Annotated in this window: 13 protein-coding genes; 10 read left to right on the top strand and 3 right to left on the bottom strand. The window is 70.3% G+C overall.

The window, feature by feature from the left end:
* The first annotated feature begins 166 nt into the window (after nucleotides 1-166).
* Nucleotides 167-1177 (top strand): TerC family protein, encoded by a 1011-nt coding sequence (locus OG842_RS29755; protein ID WP_266736518.1) that lies wholly within the window; start codon nucleotides 167-169, stop codon nucleotides 1175-1177.
* Nucleotides 1178-1304: 127 nt separating this feature from the next.
* Here OG842_RS29755 and OG842_RS29760 read toward each other — a convergent pair whose 3' ends face one another.
* Together OG842_RS29760 and OG842_RS29765 are read right to left on the bottom strand one after the other, a co-directional pair.
* Nucleotides 1305-1961 (bottom strand): MBL fold metallo-hydrolase, encoded by a 657-nt coding sequence (locus OG842_RS29760; RefSeq protein ID WP_266736516.1) that lies wholly within the window; start codon nucleotides 1959-1961, stop codon nucleotides 1305-1307.
* 10 nt (nucleotides 1962-1971) lie between these two features.
* Complete coding sequence (locus tag OG842_RS29765; RefSeq protein WP_266736514.1) at nucleotides 1972-2661, bottom strand: maleylpyruvate isomerase family mycothiol-dependent enzyme; 690 nt, start codon at nucleotides 2659-2661, stop codon at nucleotides 1972-1974.
* Nucleotides 2662-2836: 175 nt separating this feature from the next.
* On the opposite strand from OG842_RS29765, the gene uvrA reads away from it, so the two are divergent.
* Together uvrA and OG842_RS29775 are read left to right on the top strand one after the other, a co-directional pair.
* Nucleotides 2837-5857, top strand: a complete 3021-nt coding sequence (gene uvrA / locus OG842_RS29770; protein ID WP_266736513.1) for an excinuclease ABC subunit UvrA — start codon at nucleotides 2837-2839, stop codon at nucleotides 5855-5857.
* Between the two features lie 293 nt (nucleotides 5858-6150).
* Entirely contained in the window at nucleotides 6151-6579 is a 429-nt protein-coding gene (locus OG842_RS29775) for a Rieske (2Fe-2S) protein (protein ID WP_266736511.1), read from the top strand.
* Nucleotides 6580-6627: 48 nt separating this feature from the next.
* On the opposite strand, the gene OG842_RS29780 is transcribed toward OG842_RS29775, so the two are convergent.
* Nucleotides 6628-7554, bottom strand: a complete 927-nt coding sequence (locus tag OG842_RS29780; RefSeq protein ID WP_266737353.1) for a hypothetical protein — start codon at nucleotides 7552-7554, stop codon at nucleotides 6628-6630.
* A gap of 230 nt (nucleotides 7555-7784) precedes the next feature.
* Between OG842_RS29780 and OG842_RS29785 the strand changes: the two genes are divergently transcribed.
* The 7 genes from OG842_RS29785 to gap all read left to right on the top strand — a co-directional run bounded on the left by OG842_RS29785 (nucleotide 7785) and on the right by gap (nucleotide 15816).
* Nucleotides 7785-8426 (top strand): papain-like cysteine protease family protein, encoded by a 642-nt coding sequence (locus OG842_RS29785; protein ID WP_266736510.1) that lies wholly within the window; start codon nucleotides 7785-7787, stop codon nucleotides 8424-8426.
* 4 nt (nucleotides 8427-8430) lie between these two features.
* On the top strand, nucleotides 8431-9300 hold the full coding sequence (locus OG842_RS29790; protein WP_266736508.1) for a hypothetical protein: 870 nt from the start codon (nucleotides 8431-8433) through the stop codon (nucleotides 9298-9300).
* A gap of 117 nt (nucleotides 9301-9417) precedes the next feature.
* Nucleotides 9418-11481 carry an excinuclease ABC subunit UvrC gene (gene uvrC / locus OG842_RS29795; RefSeq protein ID WP_266736507.1) on the top strand — a complete coding sequence of 688 codons (2064 nt, stop codon included), beginning with the start codon at nucleotides 9418-9420 and terminating at the stop codon, nucleotides 11479-11481.
* A complete protein-coding gene (gene rapZ, locus OG842_RS29800) occupies nucleotides 11478-12467 on the top strand; it encodes an RNase adapter RapZ (protein ID WP_266736505.1) in 990 nt (329 codons plus the stop codon). The genes uvrC and rapZ overlap by 4 nt, the downstream gene beginning before the upstream one ends.
* Entirely contained in the window at nucleotides 12464-13498 is a 1035-nt protein-coding gene (locus OG842_RS29805) for a gluconeogenesis factor YvcK family protein (protein WP_266736504.1), read from the top strand. The genes rapZ and OG842_RS29805 overlap by 4 nt, the downstream gene beginning before the upstream one ends.
* Nucleotides 13489-14478 carry a DNA-binding protein WhiA gene (whiA, locus tag OG842_RS29810; protein ID WP_266736503.1) on the top strand — a complete coding sequence of 330 codons (990 nt, stop codon included), beginning with the start codon at nucleotides 13489-13491 and terminating at the stop codon, nucleotides 14476-14478. Before OG842_RS29805 ends, whiA begins: the two co-directional genes overlap by 10 nt.
* 327 nt (nucleotides 14479-14805) lie before the next feature.
* Complete coding sequence (gene gap / locus OG842_RS29815; protein ID WP_266736502.1) at nucleotides 14806-15816, top strand: type I glyceraldehyde-3-phosphate dehydrogenase; 1011 nt, start codon at nucleotides 14806-14808, stop codon at nucleotides 15814-15816.
* Nucleotides 15817-15894: the final 78 nt, after the last annotated feature.

The following is a 15894-nucleotide window of genomic DNA, read 5'->3' on the forward strand; positions in this document are numbered from 1 at the left end:
GTTCTTTGGGCGGAGGGGAGTACTCCCATACGCGGCGTACCCGTCAATACGGACCGTGACCGGTCCCGGGGCGCCGGCCCGTGCGCGCAGCCCGCGTGCCCGGGTGGAAGAGACCTCCGGCAGCGACGACGCTGATCAGTAGCCGTAGCGAACTGCCGGAGGCGCAGTGGACGTTTCATGGACCCTCTGGGTGCTGACCATTCTTGGTCTGTCAGCCCTTATCGCCGTCGACTTCTTCATCGGGCGCAAGCCCCATGACGTGACGACCAAGGAAGCCGGGATCTGGACGATCGTCTGGATCGCGCTGGCCGCCCTCTTCGGGCTCGGCCTGCTGGTCTTCGGTGAGAGCCAGGCCGCGGGCGAGTTCTTCGCCGGCTTCATCACCGAGAAGTCGCTGAGTGTCGACAACCTCTTCGTCTTCGTCCTGATCATGGCGAAGTTCTCGGTGCCCTCGCACCTCCAGCAGCGGGTGCTGCTGGTCGGTGTGCTGATCGCGCTGGTGCTGCGGGCGATCTTCATCGCCGCCGGTGCCGCAGTGATCGCCAACTTCTCGTGGGTCTTCTACATCTTCGGCGCCTTCCTGATCTACACCGCCTGGAAGCTCATCCAGGAGGCACGGGCCGGTGAGGAAGAGGAGGAGTTCGAGGAGAACCGCCTCCTCAAGACGATCGAGCGCCGCTTCGGGGTGGCCGACCGCTACCACGGCACCAAGCTCTTCATCCGGAACAACGGCAAGCGCGTCCTGACCCCGCTGATGGTCGTCATGCTCGCCATCGGCACCACCGATGTGCTGTTCGCCCTGGACTCCATCCCCGCGATCTTCGGTCTGACCCAGGACCCGTACATCGTCTTCACCGCCAACGCCTTCGCCCTGATGGGGCTGCGGCAGCTGTACTTCCTGATCGGCGGGCTGCTGAAGAAGCTGGTCCACCTCAGCTACGGACTCTCGGTCATCCTCGGCTTCATCGGGGTGAAGCTGGTGCTGCACGCACTGCACGAGTCCGGGGTGCACGTCCCCGAGATCTCCATCCCGGTCTCGCTCGGCGTCATCTGCGGCGTTCTGGTGATCACCACGATCACCAGCCTCATCGCCAACAAGAAGCAGACCCTGGCGGAGTCCGGCGAACCCGCCGACAAGGTGCCGGGCGCCGACAAGGGCGCGGGCATCGACGCCTGACCGCGGCGGACGGCCCGGCGCGGCCGTCCGGCACGGACGGGAACCGGCACCGGCCGGGGCGGGCAACGGCAAGTTGCCCGCCCCGGCCGGTGTTGTCACGAGGAGGTCCGGCCAGTGGCCGCCGTCTTCACCAGCCGCGGGCGCGCCACTGCGGCAGCTGCGGACGCTCGTCGCCGAGCGTGGTGTCGTGGCCGTGGCCCGGATAGACCCAGGTCTCGTCGGGCAGCTGGTCGAAGAGCTTGGTCTCCACGTCGTGGAGCAGGCTCGCGAAGGCCTCGGGGTCCTTGTGCGTATTGCCGACCCCGCCGGGGAAGAGGCAGTCCCCGGTGAACAGGTGCGGGGCGCCGTGCGGGTCGTCGTAGACCAGCGCGATGGAGCCCGGGGTGTGGCCCACGAGGTGCCGGGCGGTCAGGGAGACCTCACCCACACGGACCGTGCCGCCGTCGTCGACGAGGACATCGGTCGGGACCGGGATGCCCTCGGCGTCGTACCGCCCCGCGTAGGTGCGTGCTCCGGTGGCCGCCACCACCTCACCCAGTGCCTGCCAGTGGTCGCCGTGCCGATGGGTGGTGACGACGGACGCGATGCCGTCGTCACCGATCAGCCGCAGCAGCGTCCCGGCCTCGGCGGCCGCGTCGATCAGGAGCTGCTCACCGGTGGCCCGGCAGCGCAGCAGATAGGCGTTGTTGTTCATCGGGCCGACGGCGACCTTGGAGATCATCAGATCCGTCAGCTCGTGCACATCCGCACGCCCGCCGACCTTGACCGCTCCGCTGTACGTCATACGTCTCAGCCTATAGCGGGGGCAGGACGGGAAGCGGGCCGCCTTCGACGGTCAGCGCCGAGCCGTCCCGGCGCCCGCTGAGCCAGCCGAGCAGCTCGGGCGCCGTGCCGCGGACCGTGACCGGGCCGCCCTCCGCGCCGCCGCCGGTCGTCCGCACCGGGCCCCCGTCGGCGGTCATCCTCGTGGACACGACATCGGGGTGCCCGTCGAACCGCTCGGCGAGGAAGTCGATCTCGCGGGAGACGAAATCCTCCGGCAGGTCCTCCAGCTCGTAGCCGATGCCCAGGTCGACATGGTGCAGCTCGACCTCGACCCGGCGGCGGAACGGGATACGGGAGGCGGAGTCCGTCACGCCGTTGCGCAGGGTGACCGTGCGGGACCAGTCGGCCGGGACCGCCGCGGCGGCCCCGAGGCGGTCCGCGCTCCCGGCCAGATCGGCCAGCTGCTCGGCCGGCGGCCGGGGTGCGTCGCGCTCGATGTCGCGGTCGCGGGTTTCGCTGTCTGCGTACATGGGACGGCCCTGGAGAACATTTACGAGCGCGTCGGCGTTACGAGAGAGGTGCGCAAGAACATGGCCCCGGCTCCAGCCCGGCAATCGCGACGGTCGGGCGAGCGCGGCAGCGTCCAGTTTCCCGGTGGCGCTGAGCAGTCGATCGGTTGCTTCACGTACGGCGTCCAGGTCGCGCGCATGATCAATCATGAGGCCGAGCCTAGCCTCGCCACTCGTTCGGGTGAAGGAGTCCATGGCCGTCCGTAAATCGAATGTGCGTGCTATACGCTCGGAGTCGAAAGCTTCGTACACCGCTGTGGCGCCCCCCATACCCTGGGACAGGGGCTCAGTTCCCCCATCTCTCTCCAGAAAGGTGCGGACCGGCGTGGCCGACCGTCTCATCGTCCGTGGCGCTCGCGAGCACAACCTCAAGAACGTCTCGCTCGACCTCCCGCGCGACTCCCTCATCGTCTTCACCGGGCTCTCCGGGTCGGGCAAGTCGTCCCTTGCGTTCGACACGATCTTCGCCGAGGGCCAGCGGCGCTACGTGGAGTCCCTCTCCTCGTACGCCCGCCAGTTCCTCGGTCAGATGGACAAGCCGGACGTCGACTTCATCGAGGGCCTCTCGCCCGCCGTCTCCATCGACCAGAAGTCGACCTCGCGCAACCCGCGCTCGACGGTCGGCACCATCACCGAGGTCTACGACTACCTCCGGCTGCTCTTCGCCCGGATCGGCAAGCCGCACTGCCCGGAGTGCCGCCGGCCCATCTCCCGCCAGTCGCCGCAGGCGATCGTCGACAAGGTGCTCGGCCTGCCCGAGGGCAGCCGTTTCCAGGTGCTCTCGCCGCTGGTGCGCGAGCGCAAGGGCGAGTTCGTCGACCTCTTCGCCGATCTGCAGACAAAGGGCTACAGCAGGGCCCGGGTCGACGGCGAGACCATCCAGCTCTCCGAGCCGCCCAAGCTGAAGAAGCAGGAGAAGCACACCATCGAGGTGGTCATCGACCGCCTCACGGTGAAGGACAGCGCCAAGCGTCGGCTGACCGACTCGGTCGAGACCGCGCTCGGGCTCTCCGGCGGCATGGTCGTGCTCGACTTCGTCGACCTCCCCGAGGACGACCCCGAGCGCGAGCGGATGTACTCCGAGCACCTCTACTGCCCGTACGACGACCTCTCCTTCGAGGAGCTCGAACCGCGCTCCTTCTCCTTCAACTCGCCCTTCGGCGCCTGCCCGGACTGCACGGGTATCGGTACGCGGATGGAGGTCGACCCGGAGCTGATCGTCCCGGACGAGGAGAAGTCGCTCGACGAGGGGGCGATCCACCCCTGGTCGCACGGCCACACCAAGGAGTACTTCGGCCGGCAGATCAACGCCCTCGCCGACGCTCTCGGATTCCGTACGGACATCCCCTGGGCAGGGCTGCCGCAGCGCGCCAAGAAGGCCCTGCTCCACGGCCACAAGATCCAGACCGAGGTCCGCTACCGCAACCGCTACGGGCGGGAGCGCGCGTACACCACCCCCGCCTTCGAGGGCGCGGTGCAGTTCGTCAAGCGCCGGCACTCCGACGCCGAGAGCGACTCCAGCCGGGAGCGCTTCGAGGGCTACATGCGCGAGGTGCCCTGTCCGACCTGTGAGGGCACCAGGCTCAAGCCGATCGTCCTCGCGGTGACGGTGATGGAGAGGTCCATCGCCGAGGTCGCCGCCATGTCGATCAGCGAATGCGCCGAGTTCCTCGGCCGGATGAAGCTCAACGCCCGCGACAAGAAGATCGCCGAGCGGGTGCTGAAGGAGGTCAACGAGCGGCTGAAGTTCCTCGTCGACGTCGGCCTCGACTACCTCTCGCTCAACCGTGCGGCAGGCACCCTGTCCGGCGGCGAGGCCCAGCGCATCCGCCTCGCCACCCAGATCGGCTCCGGCCTGGTCGGCGTGCTGTACGTGCTGGACGAACCGTCCATCGGCCTGCACCAGCGGGACAACCACCGGCTGATCGAGACCCTGGTCCGGCTCCGCGACATGGGCAACACGCTCATCGTCGTCGAGCACGACGAGGACACCATCAAGGTCGCCGACTGGGTCGTCGACATCGGCCCCGGCGCCGGTGAGCACGGCGGCAAGGTGGTCCACTCCGGATCGCTCAAGGAACTGCTGGCCAACGGCGAGTCGATCACCGGTCAGTATCTGACCGGCAAGAAGCAGATCCCGATGCCCGACGTCCGGCGCCCCGTCGACCCGCAGCGCAGGCTCACGGTGCACGGAGCCCGGGAGAACAACCTCCAGGACATCGACGTCTCCTTCCCGCTCGGCCTGCTCACGGCCGTCACGGGCGTCTCGGGTTCGGGGAAGTCGACGCTGGTCAACGACATCCTCTACACCCACCTGGCGCGCGAGCTGAACGGCGCCAAGTCGGTCCCCGGCCGGCACACCCGGGTCGACGGCGACGACCTGGTCGACAAGGTGGTGCACGTCGACCAGTCGCCCATCGGCCGCACGCCCCGGTCCAACCCGGCCACGTACACCGGCGTCTTCGACCATGTCCGCAAGCTGTTCGCGGAGACAATGGAGGCGAAGGTGCGCGGCTATCTGCCGGGCCGCTTCTCCTTCAACGTCAAGGGCGGCCGCTGCGAGAACTGCTCCGGCGACGGCACCATCAAGATCGAGATGAACTTCCTGCCGGACGTGTACGTCCCGTGCGAGGTCTGCCACGGAGCGCGCTACAACCGGGAGACCCTGGAGGTCCACTACAAGGGCAAGTCCATCGCCGAGGTACTGGACATGCCGATCGAGGAGGGCCTGGAGTTCTTCGAGGCCGTCCCGACGATCGCCCGCCACCTGCGCACGCTCAACGAGGTGGGCCTCGGATACGTGCGGCTCGGCCAGTCCGCGCCGACGCTCTCCGGCGGTGAGGCGCAGCGCGTGAAGCTCGCCAGCGAGCTGCAGAAGCGCTCCACCGGCCGTACGGTCTATGTCCTGGACGAGCCGACCACGGGTCTGCACTTCGAGGACATCAGCAAGCTCATCAAGGTGCTCTCCGGGCTGGTCGACAAGGGCAACTCGGTGATCGTCATCGAGCACAACCTCGATGTGATCAAGACCGCGGACTGGGTCATCGACATGGGTCCCGAAGGGGGCAGCGGCGGCGGTCTGGTCATCGCCGAGGGCACTCCGGAGGAGGTCGCCGGGGTTCCGGCCAGCCACACCGGCAAGTTCCTCCAGGGCATCCTGGACCCGGAGCGGGTGAGCGAGGCCGCGGTGCCCGCGGCCCGCAAGCCGATGCGGAAGGCGGCCGTGAAGAAGGCGGTCGCCGCGAAGTCGGCCCCGGCCAGGAAGACGGCCACGGCCCGGACGAGCACGGACGGGACCGCGAAGACGGCTGCGGCGAAGAAGGCGACCCGCGCGCGCAAGGCCTGACGCCTCCGGCGGAACAGGGCGGCGGCTCCCGGATCCCCGGGGGCCGCCGCCCTGTCCACTGCCACGCCCTGCTCACCGCCAGGGCCTGTTCACCGCCACAGCCGGGCCGCTGACCAGGGACGATCGGCCTCGGGCGGCCCGGCCGCAGGGCCGTCCGTCTCCGCCGGTATCGTCGCTTCTGTCACCGATGGGACCGATGGCTCCGACAGCTGTGATGCCCGCGGTACTCCTGGTACCCGCGGCGCTGCAGTCGCGCCCGGTGCCCATCCACCCCTACGACCAGTGGAGACCGCATGTCCGGCCAGCCCGCCGCCCGCCGTACCGTGCTGAAGGGTGCCGCTCTCGCCGGCGCCGCCGGGCTGGGAGTGGCCGCCTGCTCGACCGAATCGAAGCTCGGCCATGCCGAGACGCCGACGCCGACCGCTCCCGTCGAGCTTGGCGCGCCGGACGAGATTCCGGTCGGCGGATCCAAGCTCTTCCGCAACGAGCGGGTCATCGTGAACTGCCCGGCCAAGGGCCAGTACAAGGCGTTCAGCGCCCAGTGCACCCACGCGGGCTGCCTGCTGGACAAGGTCGAGGACAACGTGGGGAAGTGCCCCTGTCACGGCAGCCACTTCGACACGACGACCGGTAAGGCGATGCGCGGTCCGGCGACCGCACCGCTGCCCGCCGTCCCGGTCAGGGTCGAGGGCGGAAAGCTGATCGCGGGCCCCGACGCCTGACACCGTCCGGGAAGGCAGCGGTCGGAGAGACAACGGCCGGGGACGGGCTCACTCCCAGTCCCAGTCGATGCCGACCAGACCGGGCCGTACCCCCTGCTCCACCAGGTGAACGGTCCGGTGCCTGCCCGTCAGCGTGAGGTCCGTGCGGGCGCCGCGAGGCGCCCCCGCCGAGACCTGGGCGAAGCGCCGGCACCGTACCGGCAGCGCGGCCTCGTCGAAGGCCACCTGGAGCACGTACTGCCCGCCGCCGAAGCTGAACCCCCGCACGTACTCGCCGCTCGGCCCTCCCGTGCCGTCGTCGAAGCCGTAGCCGAAGAGGTAGGTGTCGCCCGCCCTCAGCCGGGTGTCGAAGAGCAGCTCCGCGACGAGCACCCCGGTCCCGCGGTCCCAGCGGACCCGCCCCGTCCGGCAGTTCTCCCCGGCCGCCACCGTCACCCGCGCCGGGTCGCAGCCCGGATCGCCACGGTGGACGGCGAGGTAGCGGTCGATGTCGTCCCGGTGGGCACGCACCACATGCTGCGAATCGCGCCGCCGCAGCTCCCGGCCGGGACCGATCCGTACCCGCTCGTGATGGCCCACCGTGTGCAGTCCGCCGTCCACCGGTGACCCCATGCCGGCGAGCAGCCGTTCCACGGCGCCGGACGACTCCATCAGCGAACGGTACGAACGCGCGGCCGGACGGTCGGCCTCCGGGCGCGCGTTCCCGCTTCCCAGCAGCCGGAGCAGCGAGTTCCCCGGCAACTCCAGCACTTCCTCCAGCGCCTTCACGGCCCGCAGGGACTCGGCGCGCTGCGGGCGCCTGGCCCCCTGCTGCCAGTAACTCAGGCTCGTCACCCCGACCTTGACCCCGCGGTGCGCGAGATGGTGCTGCACCCGCTGGAGCGGCAGCCCGCGCACCGAGAGCGCGGTGCGCAGGGCCAGATGGAACGGGCCGGTGTGCAGCACCTGTGCCAGTTCGGCCTCGGTGTGCCGCATGAGGTCCTCCAGGTGAACGTTCACGACGCGGTGTGGGGGGAGCGCGTCGGCGGGGGGCGGCGCCGCAGGTGGCCGGGGCAGGGCCGTTCACGTATCCGCCACGCCGTTCACACCGCGATGTTCCCCCGCATTGAAGCGTGTTGACCCGTCCCCGACAACGGTTGATGCTCCTCGGGCAGCGTCCGGACGCGCTCCTGTGATCCCACACCCCCCGCCTCGGGAGGAACGTCATGCGTATCCGAAGAATCCGAACAGGACGGCTCCCGGCCCTGGCCGCCCTGGCCGCCGTGCTCCTCGCCGTGCCGACGGCGACCGCCTCGGCGGCCCCGGTCCCGGCGTCGGCCACGACCACGGCCACAACCACGACCGGCCCGGCCGTCACCGGGCTCGCCGCGACACAGCGGCTGAACATCACCATGCAGGCCCAGCAGAAGACCAACTGGTGCTGGGCGGCATCCGGCAACACCATCGCCACCTGGTTCGGCCGCAACTACTCGCAGAACCAGTTCTGCAACGCCGCCTTCGGCCGTGCGCAGGGCTACGAGTGCCCCAACTCGCAGGCCACGCTGGGCAATGTCCAGGACGGCCTGTACTGGGCCGGTGTCAACCCCGGTTCGTACGTCACCGGCTGGCTGCGCTATCCCACCGTTCAGGCCGAGATCGCCGCGGGCCGCCCCGTGGAGACCCGCATCCAGTGGTCGTCGGGCGGTGGCCACATGCATGTCCTGTACGGGTACGACGACTCCGGCAGCTGGGTCTACTGGGGCGATCCCTGGCCCTCCAGCAACCGCTACAACTGGGCCTCGCACGCCTGGTACGTGAACAACGACGAGTTCTCCTGGACCCACTCCCTCTACCGGATCGGGGCGTGACGAGATGATCCGCAGGACCGCATGCACCGCCCGGTCCACGGCCGCCGCCCTGGCCGCGACCGGCATCCTTACCGGCGCCGCCCTGCTCACCGTCGCGGCCCCCGGGGCGGCCGCCGCCACCGGACCCACCGCCGGCCCGTCCGCCCTGGCGGCTGCCCGGCAGGCCGCCACCGAACCCGCGACCCTGGACACCCTGGCCCGGTTCTTCGCCCGCGAGGGCGCGGTCACCAGGTCGGCGGCGGCACCGCGCATCGAGGGCGCCGCCGTCCCCGTGCATACCCTCGACCCGGACTTCGTGGCCGGGAAGCCGGGCGCGCCCGTCGCCAGGCTGGACTACCTCGCCACCACGGCCGTCTCCTCGGACGGCCAGAAGGCGTCCCTGTGGACCCTTCCGAAGGAAGGGAAGGAGAGCGGCTGGCAGGTGGTGAACATCGCCACCGGCGACGACGAGACGAGGTATGCGGCCGCCGGCGCCCGCAAACTCCCCGGCGGGACGGTGTTCCGTGAGCCGCAGGTGGACGCCTGGTACGTCCGGAAGGGGACGAAGGTGCTCCCGCTGGACCAGGACGCGGTCCGCGCGGTCGGTGCCAGCGGCACCACACTGGCCGCCTACCGCACCCGGGTACGGGAGGCGTACGGCGACAAGCTCCCCGGCTCCGCATACGCCCGCTCCGGCAAGGCGGGCGGCTACTCCCCGCCCGCCGCCCCTGCCTCCGCCCCCGCCGGCCAGGAGCCCCGGACGGTCGCGGCGAGCACGGCGTCCGGCACCGCGCAGGCCGCCACCTCGGCCGCCGCCGGAGCGGGCGCCCTCGTGGTGCTCGGCCTCGGCGGGCTCACCGTCCTGCGCAACCGCCGCCACCGGGAGAACCCGTGACCGGCAGCCGTACCCACTGACCCGTGCTCCGGGGCGCGCTCCCGCGATCCGCGCCCCGGAGCACGGCACCACTTCCGGGCGGCCGGACTGTCACTGCCCGCAAGTAGGGTGGGACACATGGCAGACCCCTCCAGCTACCGCCCCAAGCCGGGACAGATCCCCGACTCCCCGGGGGTCTACAAATTCCGCGACGAACACCGCCGGGTGATCTACGTCGGAAAGGCCAAGAACCTGCGCCAGCGCCTGGCCAACTACTTCCAGGACCTGGCCGCGCTCCACCCGCGTACGCGCACGATGGTCACCACGGCCGCCTCGGTGGAATGGACGGTCGTCTCCACGGAGGTCGAGGCCCTCCAGCTGGAGTACTCCTGGATCAAGGAGTTCGACCCCCGGTTCAACGTCAAGTACCGCGACGACAAGAGCTATCCGTACCTCGCGGTCACGCTCAACGAGGAGTTCCCGCGCGTCCAGGTGATGCGCGGCGCCAAGAAGAAGGGCGTGCGCTACTTCGGTCCGTACGGGCACGCCTGGGCGATCCGCGAGACGGTCGACCTCATGCTCCGGGTCTTCCCGGTGCGTACGTGCTCCGCCGGAGTCTTCAAGAACGCCGCCAGGACCGGCCGTCCGTGCCTCCTCGGCTACATCGGCAAGTGCTCCGCCCCCTGTGTGGGCCGCGTCACCCCCGAGGAACACCGCGAACTGGCCGACGACTTCTGCGACTTCATGGCAGGCCGGACCGGTACGTACATCCGCCGCCTGGAGAAGGACATGATGGCGGCGGCCGAGGAGACGGAGTACGAGCGGGCGGCCCGGCTCCGCGACGACGTGGAGGCCCTCAAGCGGGCCATGGAGAAGAGCGCCGTCGTGCTGGCCGACGCCACCGACGCCGACCTGATCGCGGTCGCCGAGGACGAGCTCGAAGCCGCCGTCCAGATCTTCCATGTGCGCGGCGGCCGGGTGCGCGGCCAGCGCGGCTGGGTCACCGACAAGGTCGAGAACGTCGACACCTCGGGCCTGGTCGAGCACGCCCTCCAGCAGCTGTACGGCGAGGAGACGGGCGACTCGGTCCCCAAGGAGGTCCTCGTCCCGGCCCTGCCCGAGGACCCGGACGCGGTCTCCCAGTGGCTCGCCGGCCGCCGGGGCTCCCAGGTCAGCCTGCGCATCCCGCAGCGCGGCGACAAGAAGGACCTGATGGCGACGGTCCAGCGCAACGCCCAGCAGGCCCTGGGGCTGCACAAGACCAAGCGCGCCTCCGACCTGACCACCCGCTCCCGCGCCCTGGAGGAGATCGCGGAGGCGCTCGGCCTCGACACCGCCCCGCTGCGCATCGAGTGCTTCGACATCTCGCACCTCCAGGGCGACGACGTGGTCGCCTCCATGGTCGTCTTCGAGGACGGCCTCGCCCGCAAGAGCGAGTACCGCCGCTTCCAGATCAAGGGCTTCGAGGGACAGGACGACGTCCGGTCGATGCACGAGGTCATCGGCCGCCGCTTCAAGCGGTACCTCCAGGAGAAGGAACGTACGGGGGAGTGGGAGGAGACCCCCGCCCCGACCGGCCCGGTCCCCGCACCGCAGAACGACACCACCGACCCCGGCGCCACCGCTTCCGACGCCACCGCTTCCGACCCGGACGCCGAGCCCCGTGAGGACGACGGGCGCCCCAAGAGGTTCGCCTACCCGCCGCAGCTCGTCGTGGTCGACGGCGGCCAGCCGCAGGTCGCCGCCGCCAAGCGGGCCCTCGACGAACTGGGGATCGACGACATCGCCGTCTGCGGCCTCGCCAAGCGCCTCGAAGAGGTCTGGTTGCCCGATGACGACGACCCCGTCGTCCTGCCCCGCTCCAGCGAGGGCCTCTACCTCCTGCAGCGCGTCCGTGACGAGGCCCACCGCTTCGCGATCACCTACCAGCGCGCCAAGCGGGCCAAACGGATCCGCTCCGGCCCCCTGGACGCCGTCGCCGGTCTCGGCGAAACCCGGAAACAGGCGTTGATCAAGCATTTCGGCTCCGTGAAGAAGCTGAAGCAAGCGACAATCGACGAGATCTGCGAAGTTCCGGGGATAGGCCGCAGAACGGCGGAATCAGTGGCTGTCGCCCTCGCGTCGGCCGCCCCGGCCGCGCCCGCCGTGAACACGGCGACAGGAGAGATCATTGAAGAGGACGACGGGGGCAGCACGACATGACCGAGCGTGAGAACGAGCAGGAAGCCGGGCGCGGGCAAGAAGCCGGGCACGACGGCACCGACCGAGCAGACGGAGCAGCACAAGTGAGTACGGCCACCACGAACGAGACGGGCGACGGGACCACGACCATCCCCGAGCTGGTGATCATCTCGGGGATGTCGGGCGCCGGGCGCAGCACGGCGGCCAAGTGTCTGGAGGACCTCGGCTGGTTCGTCGTCGACAACCTGCCGCCCGCACTGATCCCCACCATGGTCGAGCTCGGCGCCCGCTCGCAGGGCAACGTGGCGCGGATCGCCGTCGTCGTCGACGTCCGGGGGCGCCGCTTCTTCGACAACCTCCGCGAATCCCTCGCCGACCTGGAGGCCAAGCACGTCACCCGGCGGATCGTCTTCCTGGAGTCCTCCGACGACGCCCTCGTCCGCCGCTTCGAATCGGTCCGCCGCCCGCACCCCCTCCAGGGCGACGGCCGGATCGTCGACGGCATCGCCGCCGAGCGCGACCTGCTGCGCGAGCTGCGCGGCGACGCGGACCTGGTGATCGACACCTCCAGCCTCAACGTGCACGAACTGCGCGCCAAGATGGACGCCCAGTTCGCCGGCGAGGAGGAGCCGGAGCTGCGCGCCACAGTGATGTCGTTCGGCTTCAAGTACGGCCTGCCGGTCGACGCCGACCTGGTGGTCGACTGCCGCTTCCTGCCCAACCCGCACTGGGTCCCCGAGCTGCGCCCGTTCACCGGTCTCAACGAGGAGGTCTCCGCCTACGTCTTCGATCAGCCCGGTGCCAAGGAATTCCTCAACCAGTACACGGAGCTGCTCCAGCTCATCGCCGCCGGATACCGCCGCGAGGGCAAGCGCTACGTGACGATCGCCGTCGGCTGCACGGGCGGCAAGCACCGTTCGGTCGCCATGTCCGAGAAGCTGGCGGCCCGGCTCGCGACCGAAGGCATCGAGACCGTCCTCGTCCACCGGGACATGGGGCGCGAGTGACCAGCCGCAATCTGCGCCTGCGGCGGCTGCGCAGAGCCACCTCCGCGCTCCCCGGCCGCAAACGCGGCGCACAGCCCAAGGTCGTCGCCCTCGGCGGCGGCATGGGGCTGTCCGCTTCGCTCGCGTCGCTCCGCCGGATCACCGGCGACCTCACCGCCGTGGTGACGGTCGCCGACGACGGCGGCTCCAGCGGCCGGCTCCGCGAGGAGCTCGGCGTGCTGCCGCCCGGCGACCTGCGCAAGGCGCTCGCCGCCCTGTGCGGTGACGACGACTGGGGCCAGACCTGGGCCCGGGTGATCCAGCACCGCTTCCAGTCCAAGGGCGACCTGCACGAGCACGCGGTCGGCAATCTGCTGATCGTCGCCCTCTGGGAGCAGCTCGGCGACCATGTCCAGGCCCTCGACCTGGTCGGCAGGCTCCTCGGGGCGCACGGCCGGGTGCTCCCCATGTCCGCCGTTCCGCTGGAGCTCCAGGCGCTGGTCCGGGGTCACGACCCGGCCCGCCCGGACGACGTGGACACCGTGCGCGGACAGGCCACCGTGGCGCTCACCCCCGGCGAGGTGCAGTCCGTGCACCTCGTCCCGAACGACCCGCCCGCCGTCCCCGAGGCCGTCGCCGCGGTCCTCGACGCCGACTGGGTGGTGCTCGGCCCGGGGTCCTGGTTCTCCTCGGTGATCCCGCACCTGCTCGTCCCCGAACTGCTCGACGCGCTCGTCGAGACCAAGGCCCGCAAGGTCCTCTCGCTCAACCTGGCACCGCAACCCGGTGAAACTGATGGCTTCTCCCCGCAGCGTCATTTGGAGGTTTTGGGACGACACGCCCCTAAACTCGCCCTGGACGTGGTGCTGGCCGACGAAGCCGCTGTGCCCGATCGTGAGTCCCTCGCCGATGCCGCCAAGCGGCTCGGCGCCGCGGTCGAGCTGGCGCCGGTGGCCTCACCCGACGGCGTTCCGATCCATGATCCGGAGCTGTTGGCCGCCGCGTACGACCGTATTTTTCGGATGCATGGAAGGATCGGCCCATGGCGATGACGCCCGCGGTGAAGGACGAAATCTCTCGGCTTCCCGTGACCCGGACCTGCTGCAGGAAGGCAGAAGTCTCGGCGATTCTTCGGTTCGCGGGTGGGCTGCACCTGGTGAGCGGCCGGATCGTGATCGAGGCCGAGCTGGACACCGGGAACGCGGCGCGCCGGCTGAAGCGGGACATTCTCGAAATCTTCGGGCACAGCTCGGAGCTGATCGTGATGGCGCCCGGAGGTCTGCGGCGCAGCTCGCGCTTCGTCGTGCGGGTGGTGGCGGGCGGCGACCAGCTGGCCCGCCAGACCGGCCTGGTGGACGGCAGGGGCCGCCCCATCCGCGGGCTGCCCCCGCAGGTGGTCTCGGGGGCGACCTGTGACGCCGAGGCCGCCTGGCGCGGGGCCTTCCTGGCCCATGGCTCGCTCACCGAGCCGGGCCGCTCCTCCTCGCTGGAGGTGACCTGCCCGGGCCCGGAGGCGGCGCTCGCGCTGGTCGGCGCGGCCCGCAGGCTCTCCATCGCGGCCAAGGCCCGCGAGGTGCGCGGGGTGGACCGGGTCGTCGTCCGCGACGGCGACGCGATCGGCGCGCTGCTCACCCGGCTCGGCGCCCATGACGCGGTGCTGGCCTGGGAGGAGCGGCGGATGCGCCGCGAGGTCCGCGCCACGGCCAACCGGCTCGCCAACTTCGACGACGCCAACCTGCGCCGTTCGGCGCGGGCCGCGGTCGCCGCGGGTGCCCGGGTGGGGCGCGCGCTGGAGATCCTGGGCGAGGAGGTGCCCGAGCACCTGGCGGCGGCCGGGCGGCTGCGCATGGAGCACAAGCAGGCGTCCCTGGAGGAGCTGGGTGCGCTCGCCGACCCGCCGCTGACCAAGGACGCGGTCGCCGGCCGGATCCGCCGGCTGCTGGCGATGGCCGACAAGCGGGCCCAGGACCTGGGCATCCCGGGCACCGAATCCACCCTCAGCGAGGAGCTCGCCGACGGCCTGGTGGGCTGACCCGCCGAGGCCGCCGGAGCCGTCGGAGCCGCCCCTGGCCGACCCGTCGGAGCCGCCTCGGGCCGACCCGCCGGGGCCGCGGAATCCGGCCGGATTCCGGACTCCCGGGGCTCCCAGGGACGCTGACGCTCCGTAATCGTCACAGCATGCGCGGCCGGGTATCCGGAGGCCCGTACTCCTACCGAGAAGTACGGGCCTCGGCGCTTCTCACGGCCGTGCTCGATGTCACCCCGGGGGCCTCGGAGAGGTAGGGTCGGAGGCGGTCGGGGACATCTCATACAACTCGCCGGGGTGAAAACCCCGCGTACCTAACGAGGAGATCGGTTCGTGACGATCCGCGTAGGCATCAACGGCTTCGGTCGCATCGGCCGCAACTACTTCCGCGCACTGCTGGAGCAGGGTGCGGACATCGAGATCGTGGCTGTCAACGACCTGGGTGACACCGCGACCACCGCCCACCTGCTGAAGTACGACACCATCCTGGGTCGTCTGAAGGCAGAGGTCAGCCACACCGCCGACACCATCACCGTCGATGGTCACACGATCAAGGTTCTCTCCGAGCGCAACCCGGCCGACATCCCCTGGGGTGAGCTGGGCGTCGACATCGTCATCGAGTCGACCGGCATCTTCACGAAGAAGGCCGATGCCGAGAAGCACATCGCGGGCGGCGCCAAGAAGGTCCTCATCTCGGCTCCGGCCAAGGGCGAGGACATCACCATCGTGATGGGCGTCAACCAGGACCAGTACGACGCGGCCAGCCACCACGTCATCTCCAACGCGTCCTGCACGACCAACTGTGTCGCACCGATGGCCAAGGTTCTCGACGAGAACTTCGGCATCGTCAAGGGCCTCATGACGACGGTCCACGCGTACACCAACGACCAGCGCATCCTGGACTTCCCGCACTCGGACCTGCGCCGCGCCCGCGCCGCCGCCGAGAACATCATCCCGACCACCACCGGTGCCGCCAAGGCGACCGCCCTGGTGCTCCCGCAGCTGAAGGGCAAGCTGGACGGCATCGCCATGCGCGTCCCGGTCCCGACCGGCTCGGCCACCGACCTGGTCGTCGAGCTCCAGCGCGAGGTCACCAAGGACGAGGTCAACGCCGCGTTCAAGAAGGCTGCCGACGACGGCGACCTCAAGGGCATCCTGTACTACACCGAGGACCCGATCGTGTCGTCGGACATCGTCGGCGACCCAGCGTCCTGCACCTTCGACTCCTCGCTGACCATGGTTCAGGAGGGCAAGTCGGTGAAGATCCTCGGCTGGTACGACAACGAGTGGGGTTACTCCAACCGCCTCGTCGACCTGACCGTCTTCGTCGGCAGCCAGCTCTGACCGTCGAACCGGCAGGCATCAAGATGTGAGCACGGGGCTCGAACAGCGCAACGCCGCGCCGTTCGGGCCCCGTCGCAT

Origin of the sequence: Streptomyces sp. NBC_00376, from assembly GCF_036077095.1 — a bacterium.
Classification (GTDB): Bacteria; Actinomycetota; Actinomycetes; order Streptomycetales; family Streptomycetaceae; genus Streptomyces.

Bases quoted from the DNA above. Each gene is read 5' to 3' on its own strand.
- whiA (WP_266736503.1), top strand. From the start codon at position 13,489: ATGGCGATGACGCCCGCGGTGAAGGACGAAATCTCTCGGCTTCCCGTG.
- rapZ (WP_266736505.1), top strand. From the start codon at position 11,478: ATGACCGAGCGTGAGAACGAGCAGGAAGCCGGGCGCGGGCAAGAAGCC.
- OG842_RS29775 (WP_266736511.1), top strand. From the start codon at position 6,151: ATGTCCGGCCAGCCCGCCGCCCGCCGTACCGTGCTGAAGGGTGCCGCT.
- OG842_RS29765 (WP_266736514.1), bottom strand. From the start codon at position 2,661: ATGATTGATCATGCGCGCGACCTGGACGCCGTACGTGAAGCAACCGAT.
- OG842_RS29760 (WP_266736516.1), bottom strand. From the start codon at position 1,961: ATGACGTACAGCGGAGCGGTCAAGGTCGGCGGGCGTGCGGATGTGCAC.
- OG842_RS29780 (WP_266737353.1), bottom strand. From the start codon at position 7,554: ATGCGGCACACCGAGGCCGAACTGGCACAGGTGCTGCACACCGGCCCG.
- OG842_RS29790 (WP_266736508.1), top strand. From the start codon at position 8,431: ATGATCCGCAGGACCGCATGCACCGCCCGGTCCACGGCCGCCGCCCTG.
- OG842_RS29785 (WP_266736510.1), top strand. From the start codon at position 7,785: ATGCGTATCCGAAGAATCCGAACAGGACGGCTCCCGGCCCTGGCCGCC.
- uvrC (WP_266736507.1), top strand. From the start codon at position 9,418: ATGGCAGACCCCTCCAGCTACCGCCCCAAGCCGGGACAGATCCCCGAC.